18 protein-coding genes and 1 tRNA gene are annotated in these 19944 nt (G+C 61.1%); 14 read left to right on the top strand and 5 right to left on the bottom strand.

Translation table 11 applies throughout. The annotated features are described in order from the left end of the window. Positions 1–13 precede the first annotated feature (13 nt). On the top strand, positions 14–856 hold the full coding sequence (locus tag FHX11_RS25970) for an oxidoreductase (protein ID WP_184362996.1): 843 nt from the start codon (positions 14–16) through the stop codon (positions 854–856). Positions 857–918: 62 nt separating this feature from the next. On the opposite strand, the gene argB is transcribed toward FHX11_RS25970, so the two are convergent. Then, positions 919–1803 carry an acetylglutamate kinase gene (gene argB, locus FHX11_RS25975; protein ID WP_184362999.1) on the bottom strand — a complete coding sequence of 295 codons (885 nt, stop codon included), beginning with the start codon at positions 1801–1803 and terminating at the stop codon, positions 919–921. Positions 1804–2144: 341 nt separating this feature from the next. Between argB and FHX11_RS25980 the strand changes: the two genes are divergently transcribed. Continuing rightward, positions 2145–2855, top strand: coding sequence for an anti-sigma factor (locus FHX11_RS25980; RefSeq protein ID WP_184363002.1), 711 nt, complete (start codon positions 2145–2147; stop codon positions 2853–2855). 96 nt (positions 2856–2951) lie between these two features. Here FHX11_RS25980 and yihA read toward each other — a convergent pair whose 3' ends face one another. Then, positions 2952–3611, bottom strand: coding sequence for a ribosome biogenesis GTP-binding protein YihA/YsxC (gene yihA / locus FHX11_RS25985; protein WP_184363005.1), 660 nt, complete (start codon positions 3609–3611; stop codon positions 2952–2954). A 216-nt stretch (positions 3612–3827) separates the two neighbouring features. On the opposite strand from yihA, the gene FHX11_RS25990 reads away from it, so the two are divergent. Next, positions 3828–4067, top strand: a complete 240-nt coding sequence (locus tag FHX11_RS25990) for a hypothetical protein (RefSeq protein WP_246781145.1) — start codon at positions 3828–3830, stop codon at positions 4065–4067. Between the two features lie 94 nt (positions 4068–4161). Here the strand turns inward: FHX11_RS25990 and yidC are convergent, their stop codons facing one another. The 3 genes from yidC to rpmH are packed head-to-tail and all read right to left on the bottom strand — an operon-like array spanning position 4162 to position 6519. Beyond that, on the bottom strand, positions 4162–5964 hold the full coding sequence (yidC, locus tag FHX11_RS25995) for a membrane protein insertase YidC (RefSeq protein WP_184363092.1): 1803 nt from the start codon (positions 5962–5964) through the stop codon (positions 4162–4164). After that, the gene (gene rnpA / locus FHX11_RS26000) at positions 5964–6365 is read right to left on the bottom strand and encodes a ribonuclease P protein component (protein WP_184363011.1); all 402 of its coding nucleotides are present in this window, start codon (positions 6363–6365) and stop codon (positions 5964–5966) included. The genes yidC and rnpA overlap by 1 nt, the downstream gene beginning before the upstream one ends. A 19-nt stretch (positions 6366–6384) precedes the next feature. Further along, positions 6385–6519, bottom strand: coding sequence for a 50S ribosomal protein L34 (gene rpmH, locus FHX11_RS26005; protein ID WP_184363015.1), 135 nt, complete (start codon positions 6517–6519; stop codon positions 6385–6387). A gap of 443 nt (positions 6520–6962) precedes the next feature. On the opposite strand from rpmH, the gene FHX11_RS26010 reads away from it, so the two are divergent. From FHX11_RS26010 to FHX11_RS26055, 11 genes are all read left to right on the top strand, one after another. Then, positions 6963–8948 (top strand): methyl-accepting chemotaxis protein, encoded by a 1986-nt coding sequence (locus FHX11_RS26010; protein ID WP_184363016.1) that lies wholly within the window; start codon positions 6963–6965, stop codon positions 8946–8948. Between the two features lie 157 nt (positions 8949–9105). Continuing rightward, positions 9106–10065 carry an alpha/beta hydrolase gene (locus FHX11_RS26015; protein WP_184363018.1) on the top strand — a complete coding sequence of 320 codons (960 nt, stop codon included), beginning with the start codon at positions 9106–9108 and terminating at the stop codon, positions 10063–10065. Between the two features lie 279 nt (positions 10066–10344). Further along, positions 10345–11865, top strand: a complete 1521-nt coding sequence (locus FHX11_RS26020; protein WP_184363020.1) for a HAMP domain-containing sensor histidine kinase — start codon at positions 10345–10347, stop codon at positions 11863–11865. Between the two features lie 125 nt (positions 11866–11990). Continuing rightward, positions 11991–12067: transfer RNA gene (locus FHX11_RS26025), tRNA-Arg, on the top strand. 105 nt (positions 12068–12172) lie between these two features. Then, positions 12173–12295: a hypothetical protein gene (locus tag FHX11_RS30095; protein ID WP_281411640.1), complete on the top strand. Its 123-nt coding sequence runs from the start codon at positions 12173–12175 to the stop codon at positions 12293–12295. A gap of 271 nt (positions 12296–12566) precedes the next feature. Then, positions 12567–13424: a WcbI family polysaccharide biosynthesis putative acetyltransferase gene (locus tag FHX11_RS26030; RefSeq protein ID WP_348649735.1), complete on the top strand. Its 858-nt coding sequence runs from the start codon at positions 12567–12569 to the stop codon at positions 13422–13424. Then, entirely contained in the window at positions 13421–14476 is a 1056-nt protein-coding gene (locus FHX11_RS26035; RefSeq protein WP_184363024.1) for a GSCFA domain-containing protein, read from the top strand. Before FHX11_RS26030 ends, FHX11_RS26035 begins: the two co-directional genes overlap by 4 nt. Before the next feature lie 112 nt (positions 14477–14588). Then, complete coding sequence (locus FHX11_RS26040) at positions 14589–15437, top strand: WcbI family polysaccharide biosynthesis putative acetyltransferase (RefSeq protein WP_348649733.1); 849 nt, start codon at positions 14589–14591, stop codon at positions 15435–15437. A gap of 213 nt (positions 15438–15650) precedes the next feature. Further along, a complete protein-coding gene (gene pehA, locus FHX11_RS26045) occupies positions 15651–17195 on the top strand; it encodes a phosphoric/sulfuric ester hydrolase PehA (protein ID WP_184363027.1) in 1545 nt (514 codons plus the stop codon). Between the two features lie 36 nt (positions 17196–17231). Beyond that, complete coding sequence (locus tag FHX11_RS26050) at positions 17232–18866, top strand: ABC transporter substrate-binding protein (protein ID WP_184363030.1); 1635 nt, start codon at positions 17232–17234, stop codon at positions 18864–18866. A 70-nt stretch (positions 18867–18936) separates the two neighbouring features. After that, on the top strand, positions 18937–19944 hold the full coding sequence (locus FHX11_RS26055) for an ABC transporter ATP-binding protein (protein ID WP_184363033.1): 1008 nt from the start codon (positions 18937–18939) through the stop codon (positions 19942–19944).

Below are 19944 nucleotides of genomic sequence, written 5' to 3' on the forward strand. Positions count from 1 at the left end.
AAGGAGCTTCCCCATGAATTCGACTGAGAGCAAATTTTTCCTGATCACCGGCGTCAGCTCGGGCTTTGGCCGCGCCTTCGCCGAGGCGGCGCTCGCCGCCGGCCACCGTGTCGCGGGCACAGTCCGCAACGCCACCGGCCAGGAGCGGTTCGAGGCCATGGCACCGGGCCGCGCCAAGGCTGTTCTTCTGGATGTGACCGATTTTGCTGCCATCGATCCCGCCATCGCGCGCATCGAAGCGGACCTTGGTCCGATCGACGTGTTGATCAACAATGCCGGTTATGGCCACGAAGGGACGCTGGAGGAATCGCCGCTCGACGAGATGCGCCGTCAGTTCGACGTCAACGTCTTCGGCGCAGTGGCGATGACCAAGGCGGTACTGCCCTTCATGCGTCGCCGCCGCGCTGGCCACATCATCAACATCACGTCGATGGGCGGTTTCATCACCATGCCCGGCATCGCCTATTACTGCGGCAGCAAATTTGCCCTCGAAGGCATTAGCGAGGTGCTGGCAAAGGAGGTGAAGGATTTCGGCATCAAGGTGACGGCCGTCGCACCAGGCTCGTTCCGCACCGACTGGGCCGGTCGCTCCATGGTTCGCACCGACCGCAGCATTGCCGATTATGACGCGCTGTTCGACCCCATCCGCAAGGCGCGAGAGGAAAAGAGCGGCCACCAGGCCGGCGATCCCGAGAAGGCTGCCGCGGCTATACTGGAGCTGGTGGCGTCAGACGAGCCGCCAGTCCATCTCTTGCTCGGAACCGACGCCCTGAACCTGGTGCGTGGAAAAATCGCCGTCCTGAGCGCGGAGATCACCGCGTGGGAAGACCTGACGCGCTCGACCGATTTCGGTTGAGCGCGCCGCCGGCGATAACGAGACAACGCACCCGTTCTTTGGGTGGAAAGGGCACGTTCGTATCAGGGAACGATCAGCGTGCCGGCGCCCTCGGTGAAGATTTCGAGCAGGACGGAATGGGCGGTCTTGCCGTTGAGGATGACGACGCCCTGGACACCGGCCTTGATGGCGTCGATGCAGGTCTCGACCTTCGGGATCATGCCGCCGGAAACCGTGCCGTCGGCGATCAGCGCCCGCGCCTGGGCGACGGAGAGTTCCTTGATCAGCTCGCCCTGCTTGTCGAGCACGCCTGGAACGTCGGTGAGGAAGAGCAGGCGGGTGGCGCTGAGCGCACCGGCGATCGCGCCGGCGAAGGTATCGGCATTGATGTTGTAGGTCGCGCCGTCGCGGCCTGGCGCGACCGGGGCGATGACCGGGATCATTTCCGACTTGGCGAGCAGGTCGAGCAAGGTGCGATCGACTTCGACCACCTCGCCGACGAAGCCGAGATCGAGCACGCGCTCGATATTGGAATCGGGGTCCTTGACGGTCTTGTGCGCCTTTTCGGCGAAGACCATGTTGCCGTCCTTGCCGCAAAGGCCGATCGCCCATTCGCCGGTCTGGTTGATCAGCGCGACGATTTCCTTGTTGATCGAGCCGGCGAGCACCATTTCGACGATCTCGACCGTCTTCTGGTCGGTGACGCGCAGTCCGCCCTCGAATTTCGATTCGATGCCCATCTTCGTCAGCATGGCGCCGATCTGCGGGCCGCCGCCATGGACGACGATCGGATTGATGCCCGATTGCTTGAGAAGCGCGATATCCTCCGCAAACGCTCTGCCGAGTTCGGCATTGCCCATGGCGTGGCCACCATATTTCACCACGATGGTCTTGTTTTCATAACGCTGCATGTAGGGCAGGGCCTGGGCAAGCAGCCTGGCCTGGAGTTCGCTTTGGGCTTCGGACATGGGGCACCCCTCAGAATTGATCGCGGCCTTTTATCTCAAGTTTTTGACAGAGGGAATAATGATAACAAGATTACTTGTAGCCGCGTCACATCGCCTCCGCCGTCTTTCGTAGCGCAAGCCGGCCTTGCGGCGTCGCGTCGGGCTCCGAAGATGGTGCACTAGGAGGAATGCCCGATTGACAGCCGCATGGAAGAGTTGGAAGCTTCGTCCAATTCAGGCCGTTTATGACGGCTATGCCGGGAGCTGGGCTGCCGGGATTCGCAAAGCGATCGCCGAGCCCCCAAATACCATGCATAGCTGGCTGTGCCAAAGCCTGACGAGACCGAGAGAGTGCATCGCCGATGAGTACGCCTGATCAAAGCAAGGGAGGCCGCTCCCGCGACGAACTCCTGGCTGGGGAATATGTGCTTGGTGTATTGTCGTTGGAAGATCGGCAGAAGGTCGAGCGGCGGATGCGCAGCGATCGCCAGTTCGCCGCCATCGTCAGCCGGTGGGAGCAGAATCTTTCCGGGTTCAACGACGACTATGACATGGCCGCGCCATCGGCCGCGATCTTTCCCAAGGTCGAAAGGCGCGTTTTCGCCCATGCGGCCTTCGGCGCCCAATTCTGGCATTCTCTGCTGCTTTGGCGCGCCGTCGCCTTCGGCTCGCTGTTTCTCGCGGCCGGTGTCCTGGTGTTCACCCTCACCAACGGCACCCCGCAGCCGGTGCCCGGCAAATTGCTGACTGCGTCGCTTGCCGGACAAGGCAGCCCGATCAATCTTCTGGCGAATTACGACATCGCCAGCGGCCAGTTGAAGGTGGCGCCGGTCGCCGCCGGCCAGCCCGGAGAAAAATCGCTGGAACTCTGGCTGATCCGCGGCAGCGATCCGGCCGAGGCGCTCGGTATCCTGCCGCAGACCGGCGAAGGCGAACTCACCTTGCCGTCGGAAATTCACGCCAGGCTAACGGAGGGGGCGATCATCGCCGTCAGCGTCGAGCCTTTCGGCGGTTCTCCGACCGGCAAGCCCACCGGCAACGTCGTCGCTTCCGGCACCATCCGTCTGCCCTGACGATAGTCTTTCGCGGGAAAAAGACTCTTGTTTTGACGCAATTCCGGACGGAAAACCGCTGCACACTTTTCCTGGAATTGCTCTAAAGCCCGAAAATCAGACGTCGATGCCGACCGTCAGACCGATGGCCTCGCGCAGCTCCTGCAGGCCCACGCCTTTTTCCGAGGAGGTGGCGAGAATGCCGGGATAGGCGGCGGGGCGCTTGCGGATTTTCTCCGCTGTCTCGGCCAGCAGTTTCGGCAGGCCTGCTTCCTTGATCTTGTCGGTCTTGGTCAGCACGATCTGATAGGAGACGGCGGCCTTGTCGAGCAGGTCCAGGACTTCCTCGTCGTTCTTCTTGATGCCGTGGCGGCTGTCGATCAGCACATAGACGCGCTTCAGCGTCGTGCGTCCCCTGAGATAGTCGAAGACCAGCTTCGTCCAGGCATCCACCTGCTCCTTCGGAGCCTGGGCATAGCCGTAGCCAGGCATGTCCACCAGCGCCATCGGCGGCAGGTCGCCACCCTCGCCGGAAAAGCCGTCGGGAACGAAATAATTGAGTTCCTGCGTGCGGCCCGGCGTATTCGAGGTGCGCGCCAGACCCTTGTGCCCGACCAGGGCATTGATCAGCGACGACTTGCCGACGTTCGAGCGTCCGGCAAAAGCGATTTCCGGCGGTCCTTCGGGCGGCAGGAACTTCATTGCCGGCACGCCGCGGATAAAGATCCACGGGCGCCCGAAAAGCGGCTTTTCCTCTTTTGTCGTCTGATCTGCCATGCTGCTTCAGGTCTTCCGGTTCGACTGGCTGACTGCTTCGGGGTTTTGCCGGCGAAAGTCAAGTTTTGATAGCCATGCGATCCACGCCGGAAAAAGCCTTCTATTTTGCGGCCGCCGCCTGCCGCGCTTATGGTCGTTGCGGATTGAGCCGCGTCCTGCCATTCTGGGCGAATGGAACACAACGTCCCAGAAACCGATGATGCCGCGGAAATACGATTGGACGCGAATGAGGCGCTGGTGCTCTTTGAGCTTCTGTCCCGTTGGAGCGAGGCGACCGCTCACAGTCCCGACAAGCTGTGCTTCGAGAGCACCGCGGAATGCGCCGTATTGAACGGTCTGCTCACGCAACTCGAAAAGCAGCTCGCCGCCCCGTTCAAGCCGGAATACAGGGAAATTCTGGCGGATGCGCGACGGGTACTGGCGGAGCGATGGAGCCAGCCGACGCTCAACGGCTGAATTGCCGGATACGGCATCTCCGATGCCGGCGTTTTTGTTGGCGGTACGTGCCGCCGAACAACGAAAAAGCCCCGCCGAAGCGGGGCTTTTGTCGTCATTTCGATGGCGCCGGTTTTCGTTTGAAGAGGCCCTTCAGATTGTCGAAGAGTTCCACTTTCACGCCATGGCGCTTCATGATGATCGACTGCTGGATGACCGAAAGCGTATTGTTCCAGGCCCAGTAGATCACGAGGCCGGCCGGGAAGCTTGCCAGCATGAACATGAACACCAGCGGCATCCAGTTGAAGATCATCGCCTGGGTCGGGTCCGGCGGCGTCGGGTTCATACGCATCTGCAGGAACATGGTGACGCCCATGATCAGCGGCCAGACGCCGAGATGCAGGATGGTCGGCGCCGTGAACGGCAAGAGACCGAAGAGATTGACGATCGAGGTCGGATCGGGCGCGGACAGGTCCTGAATCCAGCCGAAGAACGGCGCGTGACGCATCTCGATGGTGATGTAGATCACTTTGTAGAGCGAGAAGAAGATCGGGATCTGCAGGAGCACCGGCCAGCAGCCGGCGATCGGATTGATCTTCTCTTCCTTGTAGAGCTGCATGGTTGCCTGTTGCAGCCCCATGCGGTCGTCGCCGAACTTGGCCTTCAGCTCTTCCATCTTCGGCTGCATGCGCTTCATGTTTGCCATCGAAGCGTATTGCTTGCTGGCGAGCGGGAAGAACAGCGCCTTGACGACGATCGTCGTGCAGAGGATCGCGACACCGAAATTGCCGAAGTAGCGGAAGAAGAAGTCCATCAGCTTGAACATCGGCTTGGTGATGAAATAGAACCATCCCCAGTCGATCAGGCGGTCGAAGCGCGGGATCGAATAGCTCGTCTCGTAGCGGTCGATGACCGGAACTTCCTTGGCGCCGGCGAAGACGAGGCTCTTCAGCTCCTGCGACTGGCCGGGCGCGACGGTGACGGCGTCCTGCTTGTAGTCGGCCTGGTAGCGCGGCTGTCCATCGGCGAAATGCGAGAAATGCGCGTCATAGGCGGTCGACTGCGGCGGCACGATCGTGGCCGCCCAGTACTTGTCGGTGATGCCGAGCCAGCCGCCGGTCGCCTTGGCGGGATTGACGGCTTCCTTCTCGGTCGCGGTGTATTTGGTCTCGACCAGGCCGTCGTCGCCGATGACGCCGATGAAGCCTTCGTGCAGGACGTAGGCCGAAGGGGTCGTCGGCTTGTTGTAGCGGGTCACGCGGCCATAGCTCGACAGCGACACCGGCGCCTGGCCGGCATTGGCGATCTTGTCGGTGACCGTGAACATGTAGCGTTCGTCGACGGAGATGGTGCGGGTAAAGGTGATGCCCTTGTCATTGGTGTAGGAGAGCGTCACCGGCGTCGTTTCGGTCAGCTTGCTGCCGCTCGAAAGCGTCCACACCGTCGAGGGGCCGGGAACAGTGCCGGTCGCGTCGCTGCCGACATAGCCGAGCTCGGTGAAATAGCCGTCCTTGGTGTCGGCCGGGCTGAACAGGGTGATGATCGGGCTGCTCTTGTCGACCGTCTCATGATAGGCCTTGAGCCTGAGGTCGTCGAGGCGGGCGCCTTCCAGATTGATGGAACCCAGCAGTGCCGGCGTGTCGATGAGGACACGCGAAGAGGACGTCTTGGCGATCGATTGATCGTGCGTGAGCGTCGTCGGCGCGGTCTGGCCGCTCGATGGCGCCGCGCCGTTCACGGCCTCGCCCGTGGGCGCCTGCGTCGTCGGCTGGACCTGCTGCGTCTGCTGCTGCGCCTTGGTGGCGAGCTCGGCCTTGCGCTGCGCCTCGAGGCGCGGGTTCATATAGAAAAACTGCCAGCCGAGAACAATCAGCACAGACAGGGCAATTGCTATGTAGTAATTGCGTTTGTTTTCCATCATACTTTCCTGGAGCGGTCCGTCTCCGGCCGTTTGTGTCTCGGCCTGGATTCGATCCGTTGGGCGAGTTCGCTCGCCAGTTTCTCGAAAGGTGCGGTCAGCACATCACGCCGCGCGACAACCACATAGTCGTGTCCGGGCTGCATTGCAAACACGGCGTTAAGCCGCACGGCTTCTTTCAGCCTGCGCCGCATGCGGTTGCGTTCCACCGCGTTGCCATGTTTTTTGGTAACGGTAAAACCGACGCGGGGTTCGGCGTCGGAGAGCTTGCGGTCCAATACCTCGATCAGGAAGAGGCTTCCCTTGCGCTTTTCGCCTTGGCGGACTGCAAGAAACTGCGGCCGGCTTTTCAGCCGCCCGACAGTCTTTTTGGATCGTTCATTCGTCAAGTCGCCCGCCATCTATCGGGCATTCCGGCCCTTAGGCCGAAAGACGCTTGCGACCGCGGGCGCGGCGGGCGGTAAGAACCTTACGGCCGCCCTTGGTGGCCATGCGCGCACGGAAGCCGTGACGACGCTTGCGGACAAGCTTGGATGGTTGATAGGTACGCTTCATTTATTTAAACACCGCGGAGTGCGGCCCTTCTTGAGCTTTGCTTCAAAAGCAAGGAGCGTTGTTGATTTTGGCGAACGGACTTTGGCCCGCAAAAGCAGGCTCCATGACCGGACGTGCGCGGGCTTATACGGATGACGGCCCTGGAAGTCAATTATACGACTGCAGATTCCTGGAAATCCGGCTTTTCGGCCACATGCAGACCTTGTTCCACGACCTCGCGGCGTCGGATAGCGCTCCAGACGACTGCGTTGCCGGATGTAAATTCGTATTTTAGAATATTAAAAATATAATGCGCCAATAATTCAGTAAGTTACTGGAAGTGTTTCCAAAATAATATTCGAGACGGGGGCAATATAACATTAATGTTTTTAGTCGATATTTAGGGGTATTCGCGGCAAGCCCATGTTTTGAGGGGAGGGCTTCCGCTTGCAGGAGGCATATCCTTGAAGATCCGCGGTAAAATCAATCTGCTCGTAAGTGTAATGGCCGGCGCGGCGCTGTTGATCGGCGTCACTGCACTTTACGCGGTCGATCAATATGGGCAGCAGTTGCGAACATACGAGCAGGCGGCGAGCCGTGCCTACATGGGCGAGCGTCTCAACCGTTTCGTAACCGCCGTCGTCATGGAATCGCGCGGCATTTATGCCTCGGACTCTTCCAAGGATGCCAAGGGCTTCGCCGATGGGCTGATGAAGGGTCTCGACGAGATCGACCGGGTGGTTGCCGCCTGGTCTCCCCTGGTGCCCGAGGCGCAGAAGGCGGAATTCGCCAAATTGCGCGATCGCGCCCAGGAATTCCGGACGTTCCGGACCGAGACGGCAAGGCTCGGCGTGGCGGAAGGGCCGGAAGCGGCCAGCAAGCAGGGCAATAACGACGCCAACCGCGCCAATCGCAAGGCTTTCCAGGCTGAGATCGATGCCGTCGTCCAGACCGACAAGGCCGAACTTGCGACCGTCAGCGACGGCATCGACGCCTTCCGGCAGACGATTTTCTGGGTCGTGCTCGGCATGATGGTGGCGGGTATCGCCGCCGGCGTCGGCCTCGGCATCTATATCGGCACCGCGCATCTGAGCCGCCCGATCCGCAAGCTGACGGAAGCCATCAAGCAGGTGGCGGATGGCCAGTTCGATGCCGACGTGCCCTTTGCCGGCCGTGCCGACGAAATCGGCGAGATGGCCGTCGCCGTCGATGTCTTCAAGCAGAACGGCCAGGCCGTGCGCCGCATGAATGCCGAGGAAACCGCAATGCGCGCCAGGAGCGACGATCTGCAGGCAGACATGTCGCATGTCGTTGCCGCCGCCGCCGCCGGCGACTTCGGCCAGCGTATCAACAAGGATTACGACGACGCGAACCTCAATCGCTTCGCCGGCAACATCAACGAGCTGCTGGCGAGCGTCGACACCGGCGTCAACGAAGTCCGCCGTGTGATCGCAAGCCTTGCCGAGGGGGATCTCACCCAGGTCATGCGCGGCGAATTCCAGGGCGCCTTCGCCGAACTGCAGCAGAACGTCAACACCACCTTTGCGACCCTCAAGGACACCATGCGCGAGGTGCGCGAGACGACGGGCTCCATCAACGTCAATACCAACGAGCTGGGTCATGCCAGCGACGATCTCTCGCGCCGTACCGAACAGCAGGCCGCAGCGCTCGAAGAAACATCGGCGGCGCTCGATGAAATCACCGCCGTCGTGCAGAATTCGACGGAGCGGGCGCGTGAGGCGAGCGTCATGGTGACGGAAGCCAAGGAGGACGCGGCTCACTCGGGCACGGTGGTTCGCAATGCCGTCGACGCCATGGGGCGCATCGAGCAGGCGTCGCGCGAAATCAGCCAGATCATCGGCGTCATCGACGAGATCGCCTTCCAGACCAACCTGCTGGCGCTGAACGCTGGCGTCGAGGCGGCGCGCGCCGGTGAGGCCGGCAAGGGCTTCGCCGTCGTTGCCCAGGAAGTGCGTGAACTGGCGCAGCGTTCCGCCACCGCCGCCAAGGACATCAAGTCGCTGATCGGCAAATCCGGCGATGAGGTGCAGGTCGGCGTGAAGCTGGTGCGGGCAACCGGTGAGGCGCTGGCGGCCATCGAGTCGCGGGTCCTGAAGATCAACGATCACATCCATTCGATCGCCACCGCTGCCCGCGAGCAGGCAACCGGCTTGAGCGAAGTCAACAAGGCCGTTAATCAGATGGATGAGGTGACGCAGCGCAACGCCGCCATGGTCGAGGAAACCTCGGCCGCCACCCATCGTCTTTCGGCCGAAGCCGACGGCCTCGTTCGCCTCGTCGCCCGCTTCAGGGTCGATGCCGCTGCCTCCGCCCCAGCTACGGCCCGTGCGGAAACCCATCGGCCGGTCGCTTCGCCGGCGCATCGCATGATCGGTCGCATCGCCAATGCCTTCGGCGGCAACGCCGCCGCAGCGGCGCAGGAAATCTGACCGGATGGGCTGAAACGGAGAGGGTGCGGCCTATATGTGCTAACTTATGGGCCGCCGATCCGGGCGTTTTGCGATCGGCCTCGCGTCGTCGTCACGCCAGGCTCGTGGCGACGATGTTGGGTGGCTGCGAAACGTCGCTTCTCGAAGGGAAATGCCAATGCGGACGAAATGGAGCGTCGTGAAGCGATTGGCCATCGTCTTGGGGCTGTTGGCCATAGGAGAATACGCGCAGGCGAAACCGATGATCTGGCAGCCGCCAGAAGGGGTTGAGCAAATTGCGCTCTGGCCTGGAGCGGTCCCCAGCGCGCAGCCAGCACCGGGGCCGGAAGACGTATCGGTCAGCACCGGAGTCATAGCAGGCAAGCCAGTAATCAACGTTACCAATGTAACCAATCCGACGATCTCCATTTATCCGCCTAAAGGACGGGATACGGGAGCAGCCGTGGTGGTGATCCCGGGTGGGGGATTCCAGGTTCTTGCCATTGACCTGGAAGGCACTGAGGTCTGCGACTGGCTCACCGCAAAAGGTATTACATGCGTGCTGCTGAAGTATCGCGTTCCGAGTCTCCCCTATAATTGGCAATGCGATTGCCGCCCGCACAACCTTCGCATATCGGAGCCGTCGTTGGAGGATCTGCAGCGGGCCATGAGGTTGGTACGCGCTCATAGTGGGCGATGGCATATCGATCCCCATAAAATCGGTGTCTTGGGGTTCTCGGCCGGCGGTTTCCTTGTGGCGGAAATCAGCACGCTTTTTGACCGCCCTTTGTATACCAAGGTGGACAATGCCGACGACGAAAGCGCACGGCCTGATTTCGCCGTGGCGATCTATCCTGGACATCTGGCGGCCCAGGACGACACGTTCAATCCTCATATCCCAGTATCCAATCTGACGCCGCCGACATTCCTGGTCCAGGCGGAAGACGACGATGAGGATGGCATACACCAGTCGCTGGCTTACTATACCGCACTGTCGAAGGCACATGTGCCGACGGAAATGCATCTCTATGCGCAAGGTGGCCACGCATTCGGATTGCGGCGGACGAAGCTGCCCGCCACCGACTGGCCTGCGCAGGCCGAGGTCTGGTTGCGGACGATTGGCATCGTGCAGAATTGAGCGGCGCAAACCGGCGTGGGGCGTTGGTCGGGTGGAACCGGCGACGAGCCGTGAATTCCTTATATAGGTTTTCCGCTCCGTTATGACCAAGACCACAGGATTGCGTCCAGAGCATTTAAGTTATAGCGCGCAGGGGGGCGGCCATCTTTTTCCCGTCCTTGCGGTGATCGTTCCGGCCTGCAGACACGGAAGCGATTGGAAATTGCGCCGCAATCTCCTATTATCCTGTTTCGATAAATCGTCATCAGATCGCTTTGCAACAAAGCGGGACAGCCGAAAATGGATAGTGGGCAGGATAGCAACGTCGGCAAGGCCAGCACGGCCGAGGCTCGTGGTCACGCCCGTTTGTGCCGGCCCACCGGCATTTTCGGCGGCCTGTCCGGCAAGCTTCTGCTTCTCACCGTCGGTTTCATCCTGCTTGCGGAAGTGCTGATCTTCGTTCCCTCGGTCGCCAACATGCGGCTGCGCTGGCTTGAGGACCGGCTGAACACAGCCGCCGCCGCCGCCATCGTCATCGACGCCCTGCAGCCGGCCGAATTGCCCCGGGCGCTGCAAAAGGAAACGCTGATGGCGACCGGCACGCGCGCCATCGTGCTGCGCAAGGACGGAACCTCGCGGCTGCTCGCGACCGCCGAGATGCCGGCCTCCGTCGATGAGCAATATGATCTGAGCGATGTCTCGCAGCCGACCGCGATCCGTGATGCGCTGGACACGCTGCTGTTTGGCGGCAATCGCATCATCCGCGTTTTCGGCCCCGCCGGCGGGGATGCCGGCACCGGTATCGAGGTGGTGCTGAAGGATACGCGCCTGCGCAACGCCATGCTCGCCTATTCCGGCAGCGTTTTCCTGATGTCGATCCTGATTTCGCTCTTCACCGCGACGCTGATCTTTTTTGCCATCAACCGCATGATGATCCGGCCGATCCGCCGGCTGACCGACAGCATGCAGGCCTATTCCGACGATCCGGAAGATCCGGGCCGCGTGCTGGTGCCGGACGGGGGACGCGACGAGCTCGCCGTCGCCGGCCGCCATCTCGCCTCCATGCAGTCGCAATTGCAGAAGACGCTGAAGCAGCAGAAGAACCTCGCCGCCCTCGGCCTCGCCGTGTCGAAGATCAACCATGACATGCGCAATATCCTGTCGGCGGCGCAATTGATGTCGGACCGGCTGGTCGATGTCGACGATCCCATGGTCAAGCGCTTCGCGCCGAAACTGCTGCGCACCATCGACCGCGCCGTCGGCTATACGACCGAAGTCCTGTCCTTCGGCCAGGCTTCCGAATCGGCGCCGCGCCGCCGGCGTGTGCTGCTGATCGAGCTGATCGGCGAGGTGAGGGACATTCTGGCGATCGACGCAGAGAGCGGCATCGAGTTCATCGAGCAGGTCGGCCAGGATCTGGTGGTCGATGCCGACAGCGAGCAGCTCTTCCGCGTCATCCACAATCTCTGCCGCAATGCCCATCAGGCGCTGATCGCTTTCGGCGACGCCGAGCCGGACAGCATTCGCCGTATCACGGTCGCCGCGCACAGGATCGGCAGCGTCGTCAGCATCACCGTCGACGACACCGGCCCGGGCATGCCGCGAAAGGCGCGCGAAAACCTCTTCACCGCTTTCCGCGGCTCCGCCCGCTCCGGCGGCACGGGTCTCGGCCTGGCGATCGCCCGCGAGCTGGTTCTCGCCCATGGCGGCACCATCGCTTTGGTGGAAAAACCCGCCGCCGGTACGCAGTTTCGTATCGAAATCCCCGACCGCCCGGTTTCGCTCGACGACTACCGCAGCCGAAGCGCGCATGAAAAGTGAGCGTTTTCAGTCTCTTCGCTGCATCTCGCGAGAAAATCGCGATCTTTTTCACAAACCCACTTGCATTCCCCTGAAGGACGCTTTAGAGAACCGCCCACGCCAACGGTTTCTTCCGTTTCGGCCACGCACCCGTAGCTCAGCTGGATAGAGCACCAGACTACGAATCTGGGGGTCAGGAGTTCGAATCTCTTCGGGTGCGCCATTTTCTCCTTGCGAATCAAAACGTTACTTCAAGCTTCGGCGCTAAGCGTTCTCGGTCTTCTGAGGCGTTCCCGGCCTATGTTTCCGAAGCCGTCTTGAAGCTTCGATGAGCGACATGAAGCTCGCCGATACGGCGCGTGCGGGGTTCTCCGCTCTTCGGGATCTATTTTTTCAAGCATTTAGCGCGCCGTTACAGGCGAGCAAAATAGAAAGCACGGCGTTGCTGTGACGCGAGCAGATCGGGCGCGCCGTTATCTGTATGGTATTGCGCTAATATAATAAGTTTACTTCGCGCTGAACCTAAAGAGCGCAGGAGAGTCTCATTGGCGGAACCAAGGGCCATCATTCCAATATGAAGTGAAGCAATCTCCATTTCTGTGGAGGTTTTCGGTCAGTGATAAAATCGCTTTTTTCGAATGAGCAAGGGGCTGTTCATTCGAAATCCGTCCCATGACGCGGCGAGTTCACTGGCGATCTATCCGTGCTTTAGGGGGCGTGCCGTGGAGCGTTGGTTGTTGATTTCCAACTGCAATACATATGGACTTTCACGTTCACTGCAATTGCTGAGCAACAGCTTTGATCTCGATTGCGTAAACGTATGGCATTTTCGCCGGAGTATTGAAGACTACCGCGACAAGATTCCGACCTATGACAGGGTCATCATCAATCCCGAGGTCGAACTGTCGGACTACAATTTCGCGTCGGTACGGAATCTGAACAAGATTCCCAACGTGGAATTCGATGCTTATCATCCGGATTTTTGTTTCGCTGGTGTCAACGGGGAGCGTTTTTACAAACCCTTGGCGGCCAGCCAGTCGATGATCGTTCTTTCGGCTTTCCAATCGGGTTTCAGCATCGAGAAAACGCGAAAACTCTTTCGCCGCGACGTCTTCGAACAATGTGGTTTCTTCTCGCGCTGGGAGCCTGCGCGCGACCGGCTCATTTCCAGTTTTGCCGCCTTTGGAATGGATATCTCTAATCCCTTCAGGCGTTGGGCGCGGGGCGAGGCCTTCATGCATAGCCTAGGGCATCCAAAGGCCCGTCCCATCTTCGACATTGCCCGCATCTTTCTCAAGAACCGCGGCGTCGAGATCAACAAGACGGACCTCGTGCCTTTCGACACGATCGTGGATGGCGCGTGCCTTCCGGTCTATCCGGAGATAGGCGAACTCTTCGGGGTCGGCGGTTCCTACATGTTCAAGCTTCCGGGCGAATACAGGCTGATCTCGCTGGAAAAATTCATCGAGCTCAGCTTCGAGACCTATTCGCAGCACCGGGCCGACGAGATCACCGTCGAGCCCGGCTTTCGAGCCCGTTTCAACCGCGTAAAGCAGGTCATAGTGGAGGCAGATGCATGAGCAACCCATATTCCACGATCAATGATTATCAGTTGTGGCGGCGGTCCGTTGCTCGCGTGGAAACGCATTTGTTCGATCCGATCGTCAATCCGCGGTTCAAGATCGACAAGGACGTCAAGGTCGCAACCGCCGGCAGCTGCTTTGCGCAGCATATCTCGCGGCAGATCCAGCGCATCGGCTTTCGTTATTTCATCACCGAAAAGGGCGCGGACCTGTCCGATGCCGAGCGATCCAAGCGCAATTTCGGCGTCTTCTCCGCGCGCTACGGCAACATCTATACTGCCCGGCAGCTGCTTCAGCTTTTCGAAGAGGTCTTCGAGGATCGTGTGCCCGCCGAGCGGGCCTGGCTGCGCAAGGACGGCAAGTTCGTCGATCCTTACCGCCCCCAGATCGAGCCGGACGGGTACGATACGATCGACGCCGTCATCGAGGCGCGTCGCGCGCATCTCGAAGCCGTGCGATCGGTCTTTCTCGATTCCGATGTGCTGGTTTTCACGCTAGGCCTGACGGAATCGTGGAGATCGAAGGCGGATGGTTCCGTCTTTCCGCTGGCACCCGGCGTTACTGCCGGATCGTTTGACCCGTCGCAATACGAATTCGTCAACTTCACCGTCGAGGAAGTCGATCGTCATATGTCGCTGTTCCTGACGAAGCTGAAGGAGGTCAATCCCGGCGTAAAGGTGCTTCTCACCGTTTCGCCGGTCCCTCTGGTGGCGACTTACGAGAACAGGAATGTCCTGGTTTCGACCACCTACAGCAAGGCCGTTCTACGCGTGGTCGCGGAGCAGATGCTGTCGCGCTTCGACTGGGTCGACTATTTCCCCTCCTACGAGATCATCACCGGCAGCTATGCCGGCGGGCTCTACTACGAGGACGACTATCGTGAGGTCAACCATCTCGGTGTGGCGCATGTGATGCGGTGTTTCGTGAGAAACTACGTGTCACAGCCCAGCGATGAGCCCGTTGCCAAGGCGACCATGCTGCCTGTGCCCGACGTCGAATACCAGAATGTGGTTTGCGACGAACGAGAGATCGACATGGTGCGCCCTTGAGGCCGAATGCGGCAAGGCCGGTCTCGTCGGAGCGGCCCTCAAGGCATCGTCCAGCGCCTGTCGAAACCTGTCTGCCAGTTGAATATCGTTGGAGTTTGCCTTGGAAGCGTGGTTGATCATTTCGAATGCCCAAACGCTCGGCCTTGCGAACTCGATGCGACTGCTCAGCAATGACATCAGGATCGATCACGCCGATGTCTGGACGCTGCGCGCGAATCCCGAAAAATTCTCCGAGACCATTCCGACCTATGATCGGGTCGTCATCCATCCCCAGATCGAACATGGATTCCATGATTTTTCGACGGCGAGAAAACTGAGCCGAATCCCATCCATCCAATTCGATGCCTATCATCCCGACGTTTGCTTCGTAACGGCGCGAAGACAGCTCCTCAACGGTCCGATCGGTGCCTACCAGTCGATGATCATATTGGCGGCTTACCAACTGGGCCTGGGCCTGGAGAAAACGCGAACCCTGTTTCGACGCGATATATTCGAGCGATGCGGCTTTTTCTCTCGCTGGGAAGGCGAGCGGAAACGGCTCCTGGAAGGCTTTGCCGCCTATGGTCTCGACATCTCCATCCCGTTCCGAGCCTGGTCGCGGCGCGAAAGCTTCATGTATGGCATCGACCATTCCAAGGCCCGCCCCATTCACGACATCGCGCATGTCTTCTTGCAGCAATGCGGCATCGAGACGAATCAAACCGATATCGTGCCGGCCGACACGATCATGGTCGGCGCCTGCTTTCCGGTCTATCCCGAGGTGGCGGAAACCCTGGGAGTGGAAGGCTCCTATATGTTCAAGCCGCACAAGGAATATAAGCTGCTCTCGCTGGAAAGCTTCATAGAGCAGAGCTTCGCCGCCTATGCGAACTATTCTCTTGAGGAAATCGTACCGGACGCGCGTTTTGCCGAGCGCTGCGATCTCGTCAAATCCGTGATCGCGAGCGAAGAACGACGATAATCCATGTCCACGCACGCCGTTGGGCAGCGCTTCGGAGGCAACGGCATGGCGGCCTGGTGGACGGGCGTTTCCGATCGTCGGAACCATCGGAATTCCACTTTTGATTGCGTATCTTGGCCCGGCGCCACAAGCGCGTCATGGAAGTTTGAAATTAGGTTCATGCGCCTGAAATAATCGCACCGCAAACAGCCTCCCTAACACATGAGGCTGTCCATGAAGCGCAAGAACGTACTCCTGATCGTCGTCGACCAGTGGCGGGCTGATTTCATTCCGCATCTTTTGCGCGCCGATGGCCGCGAGGCGTTTCTGAAGACGCCGAATCTCGACCGGCTTTGCCGCGAGGGTGTGACCTTCCGCAACCATGTCACGACCTGCGTGCCGTGCGGCCCGGCCCGCGCCAGCCTTCTGACCGGCCTCTATCTGATGAACCACCGCGCGGTGCAGAACACGGTGCCGCTCGACAGCAGGCATTTCAACCTGGCCAAGGCGCTGCGCGGCGTCGGTTACGATCCCGCGCTGGTCGGTTACACTACCACCGTGCCGGACCCGCGCACGACGTCGCTGAACGACCCGCGCTTCCTCGCGCTCGGCGACATGATGGACGGCTTCCATTCGGTCGGCGCCTTCGAGCCGAACATGGAGGGTTATTTCGGCTGGGTGGCGCAGCAGGGCTTCGATCTGCCCGAGCACCGTCCCGACATCTGGCTGCCGGAAGGCGAGGATGCCGTGAAGGGCGCCACCGATCGCCCCTCGCGCATTCCCCATGAATATTCCGATTCCACCTATTTCACCGAGCGGGCGCTGACCTATCTCAAGGGCCGCGCCGGCAAGCCGTTCTTCCTGCATCTCGGCTATTATCGCCCGCATCCGCCCTTCGTCGCTTCCGCGCCCTATCACAGGATGTATCGCCCGGAAGACATGCCGGCGCCGATCCGCGCCGCGAGCCCCGAGACGGAAGCGGCGCAGCATCCGCTGATGAAATTCTATATCGACAGCATCCGCCGCGGCGCCTTCTTCCAGGGCGCCGAAGGGTCGGGCGCGACGCTGGACGAGGCCGATATCCGCCAGATGCGCGCTACCTATTGCGGACTGATCAGCGAAATCGACGATTGTCTCGGCCAGGTCTTTGCCTATCTGGACGACACCGGCCAGTGGGACGACACGCTGATCATCTTCACCAGCGATCACGGCGAGCAGCTCGGCGATCATCATCTTCTCGGCAAGATCGGCTACAACGAGCAGAGCTTCCGCATTCCGCTCGTCATCAAGGATGCCGGTCCGAACGCGCGTCCCGGCGCGATCGAGACGGCCTTCACCGAGAGCATAGACGTCATGCCGACCATTCTCGATTGGCTCGGCGGCGACATTCCGCGTGCCTGCGACGGCGAAACGCTGCTGCCGTTCCTCGCCGGCCGGCGTCCCGACGATTGGCGCACGGAACTGCATTACGAATATGATTTCCGCGACGTGTTCTATTCCGAGCCACAGGCGGTTCTGGGTCTGGATCAGAACGACAGCAGCCTCTGCGTCGTTCAGGACGAGCGTTACAAATACGTCCATTTCGCCGCCCTGCCGCCGCTCTTTTTCGATCTCGAGCGCGACCCCAACGAATTCGTCAATCTCGCGGCCGATCCCGCCTATGCGGCGCGCGTGCGCGACTATGCGCAGAAGGCCCTGTCCTGGCGGCTCAAGCATGCCGACAGGACGCTGACCCATTACCGCTCCGGCCCCGCGGGCCTGACCGAACGCGATCGATAGCGACAACCGACACTCGATTTTCAGGAGGTGTTTTTCATGGTCAATCTTACCCGTCGTGGCGCACTCGGTATGGCGACGGCCGCCGCCGGTTCGCTGATCCTGCCCCGCTTCTCGATCGCACAGGCCGACAACCGCCCGTCGATCACCATCGCCGTGCAGAAGATCTCCAACACCAACACGCTGGATACGCTGCGCGAGCAGTCGAATGTCGGCCAGCGCATCTTCAATTCGTCGCTGTGGGAAAGCCTGATCGGCCTCAACTGGCTGGGCGGTCTCACGGCCCGGCCGGAACTTGCCACCGAATGGCGCCGCATCGACGACAAGACCGTCGAATTGAAACTGCGTCAGGGCGTCAAGTTCCACAACGGCGCGGAGCTGACCGCCGAAGACGTCGCCTTCTCCTTCAGCAAGGAGCGCATGTTCGGCGACAGCCAGCCGAACACCGGCAAGACCATCTACATCAACGAAACCAATCCGATCCGCAACCAAGGCAAGGACCTGCCGCCGGAGGTGCCGGCGACCGCCCGCCGCATCTGGCCGGCCCTGCAGGGTATCGAGATTGTCGACAAGTATACGGTCCGTTTCATCAACGGTTCGTCCGACGTCACCATGGAGGGCCGCCTGTCGGTCGCCGCCAGCGCCATCGCCAGCCGCCGCGGCTGGGAAGACGCCAAGAGCTATCTCGACTGGGCCCGCGCGCCGGTCACCACCGGACCTTACCGCGTCGCCGAATTCAAGCCGGACACCTATCTGATCTATGTCGCCCATGATGATTATTGGGGTGGCCGCCCGCCGTTGAAGCAGATCCGCTTCGTCGAGGTTCCGGAAGTCGCCTCGCGCATCAACGGCCTGCTGTCGGGCGAATATCAGTTCGCCTGCGATATCCCGCCGGACCAGATCGCCGGCATCGAGAAGAATGCCGCTTTCGAAGTTCAGGGCGGCATCATCCCCAATCACCGCGAGACCGTCTTCGACAAGAACCATCCGCAGCTTGTCGATCCCCGCATCCGCCGCGCCTTCACCCACGCCATCGACCGTCAGGCGATCGTTGAATCGCTCTGGTCCGGCCGCACCGTCGTCCCCGCCGGCCTGCAATGGGATTTCTATGGCGACATGTTCGTTAAGGGCTGGTCCGTGCCGGAGTACAATCCGGAGCTGGCGCGGCAGCTTCTGAAGGAAGCCAACTACAAGGGCGATCCCATCCCCTATCGCCTGCTCGACAACTACTACATCAACCAGACGGCAACGGCGCAGGTCCTGGTGGAGATGTGGAACCAGGCCGGCCTCAACGTCGAGATCGCCATCAAGGAAAACTGGCAGGCGATCCTCGAAAAGACCCCGACACGCGCCGTCCGCGACTGGTCGAGCACCGCGAGCTTCAACGATCCGGTCTCCTCCATCATCGCCAATCATGGTCCGAACGGCCAGCAGCAGCAGGTCGGCGAATGGACCAATGCCGAGATGAACACGCTCTCGACCTTCCTCGAAACCAGCACCGACCGCGCCAAGCGCCACGATGCCTTTGCCCGCATGCTTCAGATCTGCGAGCGCGAGGACCCGGCCTATACGGTTCTGCACCAGAACGCCGTGTTCACTGCAAAGCCGAAGGCGCTGAAGTGGAAGGCCGCCTCGGCCTTCGCGATGGATTTCCGTCCGGGCAACTGGGCCTGATCCGACGAAACGGGCCGGAGCCGCATCTCCGGCCCGTTTCCATTCGTTCATGCGGACGAAGGAGGCAGCAATGTCCCTGGTGGAAATTTCCGATCTGACCGTCGCCTTCGACGGCACGCGAGTCCTGCACGGCATCGACCTGACGATCGACAAGGGCGAGGCCGTCGGTCTCGTCGGCGAATCCGGTTGCGGCAAGTCGGTGACCTGGCTCGCCGCGCTCGGCCTTTTGCCGGGCAAGGCGACGGTCGGCGGCAGCGTCCGTCTGGGTGACCGGCAGCTTGTCGGCGCTTCGCGTGCCGCGTTGGAAAGCGTGCGCGGCAGCCGCATCGCCATGATCTTTCAGGACCCGTCCAGCTCGCTCAATCCGGTCATCCGCGTCGGCCGGCAGATTGCCGAAACCGTCGAGCTGCATCAGGGGCTGAAGGGCAAGGCGGCGCGCTTCGAGGCGATCCGGCTGATGGAGCTGGTCGGCATTCCCGATGCCGTCAGGCGTTTCGACAATTTCCCGCATGAATTTTCGGGCGGCCAGAACCAGCGGCTGATGATTGCCATGGCCCTGTCGGGCAATCCCGATCTGCTGGTGGCCGACGAGCCGACCACCGCGCTCGATGCCACCATTCAGGCGCAGATCCTCGATCTGCTGATCTCCATTCGCGCCGAGACCGGCATGGCCATCGTCTTCATCAGTCACGACCTCGGCGCGGTGTCGCAGGTCTGCGAGCGCGTCTGCGTCATGTATGCCGGCCGCATCGTGGAGCGCTGTTCGACTGAGGCGCTGTTCCGCGAGCCGCGGCACCCCTATACGCGCGGCCTGTTCGACGCGATTCCGCGCCTCGACGGCGGCCGCGAACGCATGGTGCCGATCCCCGGCACGGTGCCGCAGCCCGGCCGCCTGCCGGGCGGCTGCGCCTTCTCGCCACGTTGCGGCCACACCTCCGAGCTCTGTCACAACAGCCTGCCGCAACTGGCCGAGCTTGGCGATGGCCGCGCGGCCGCCTGCTTCCACCCGATCGGCGGTATTGCTCCGGCGTCCGCGACCGGTCGGGCAAAGGTCCGGCAGGGAGCGACGACCGCATGA

Origin of the sequence: Rhizobium sp. BK602, assembly GCF_014195095.1 — a bacterium.
In the GTDB taxonomy this organism is placed as follows: Bacteria; Pseudomonadota; Alphaproteobacteria; order Rhizobiales; family Rhizobiaceae; genus Rhizobium.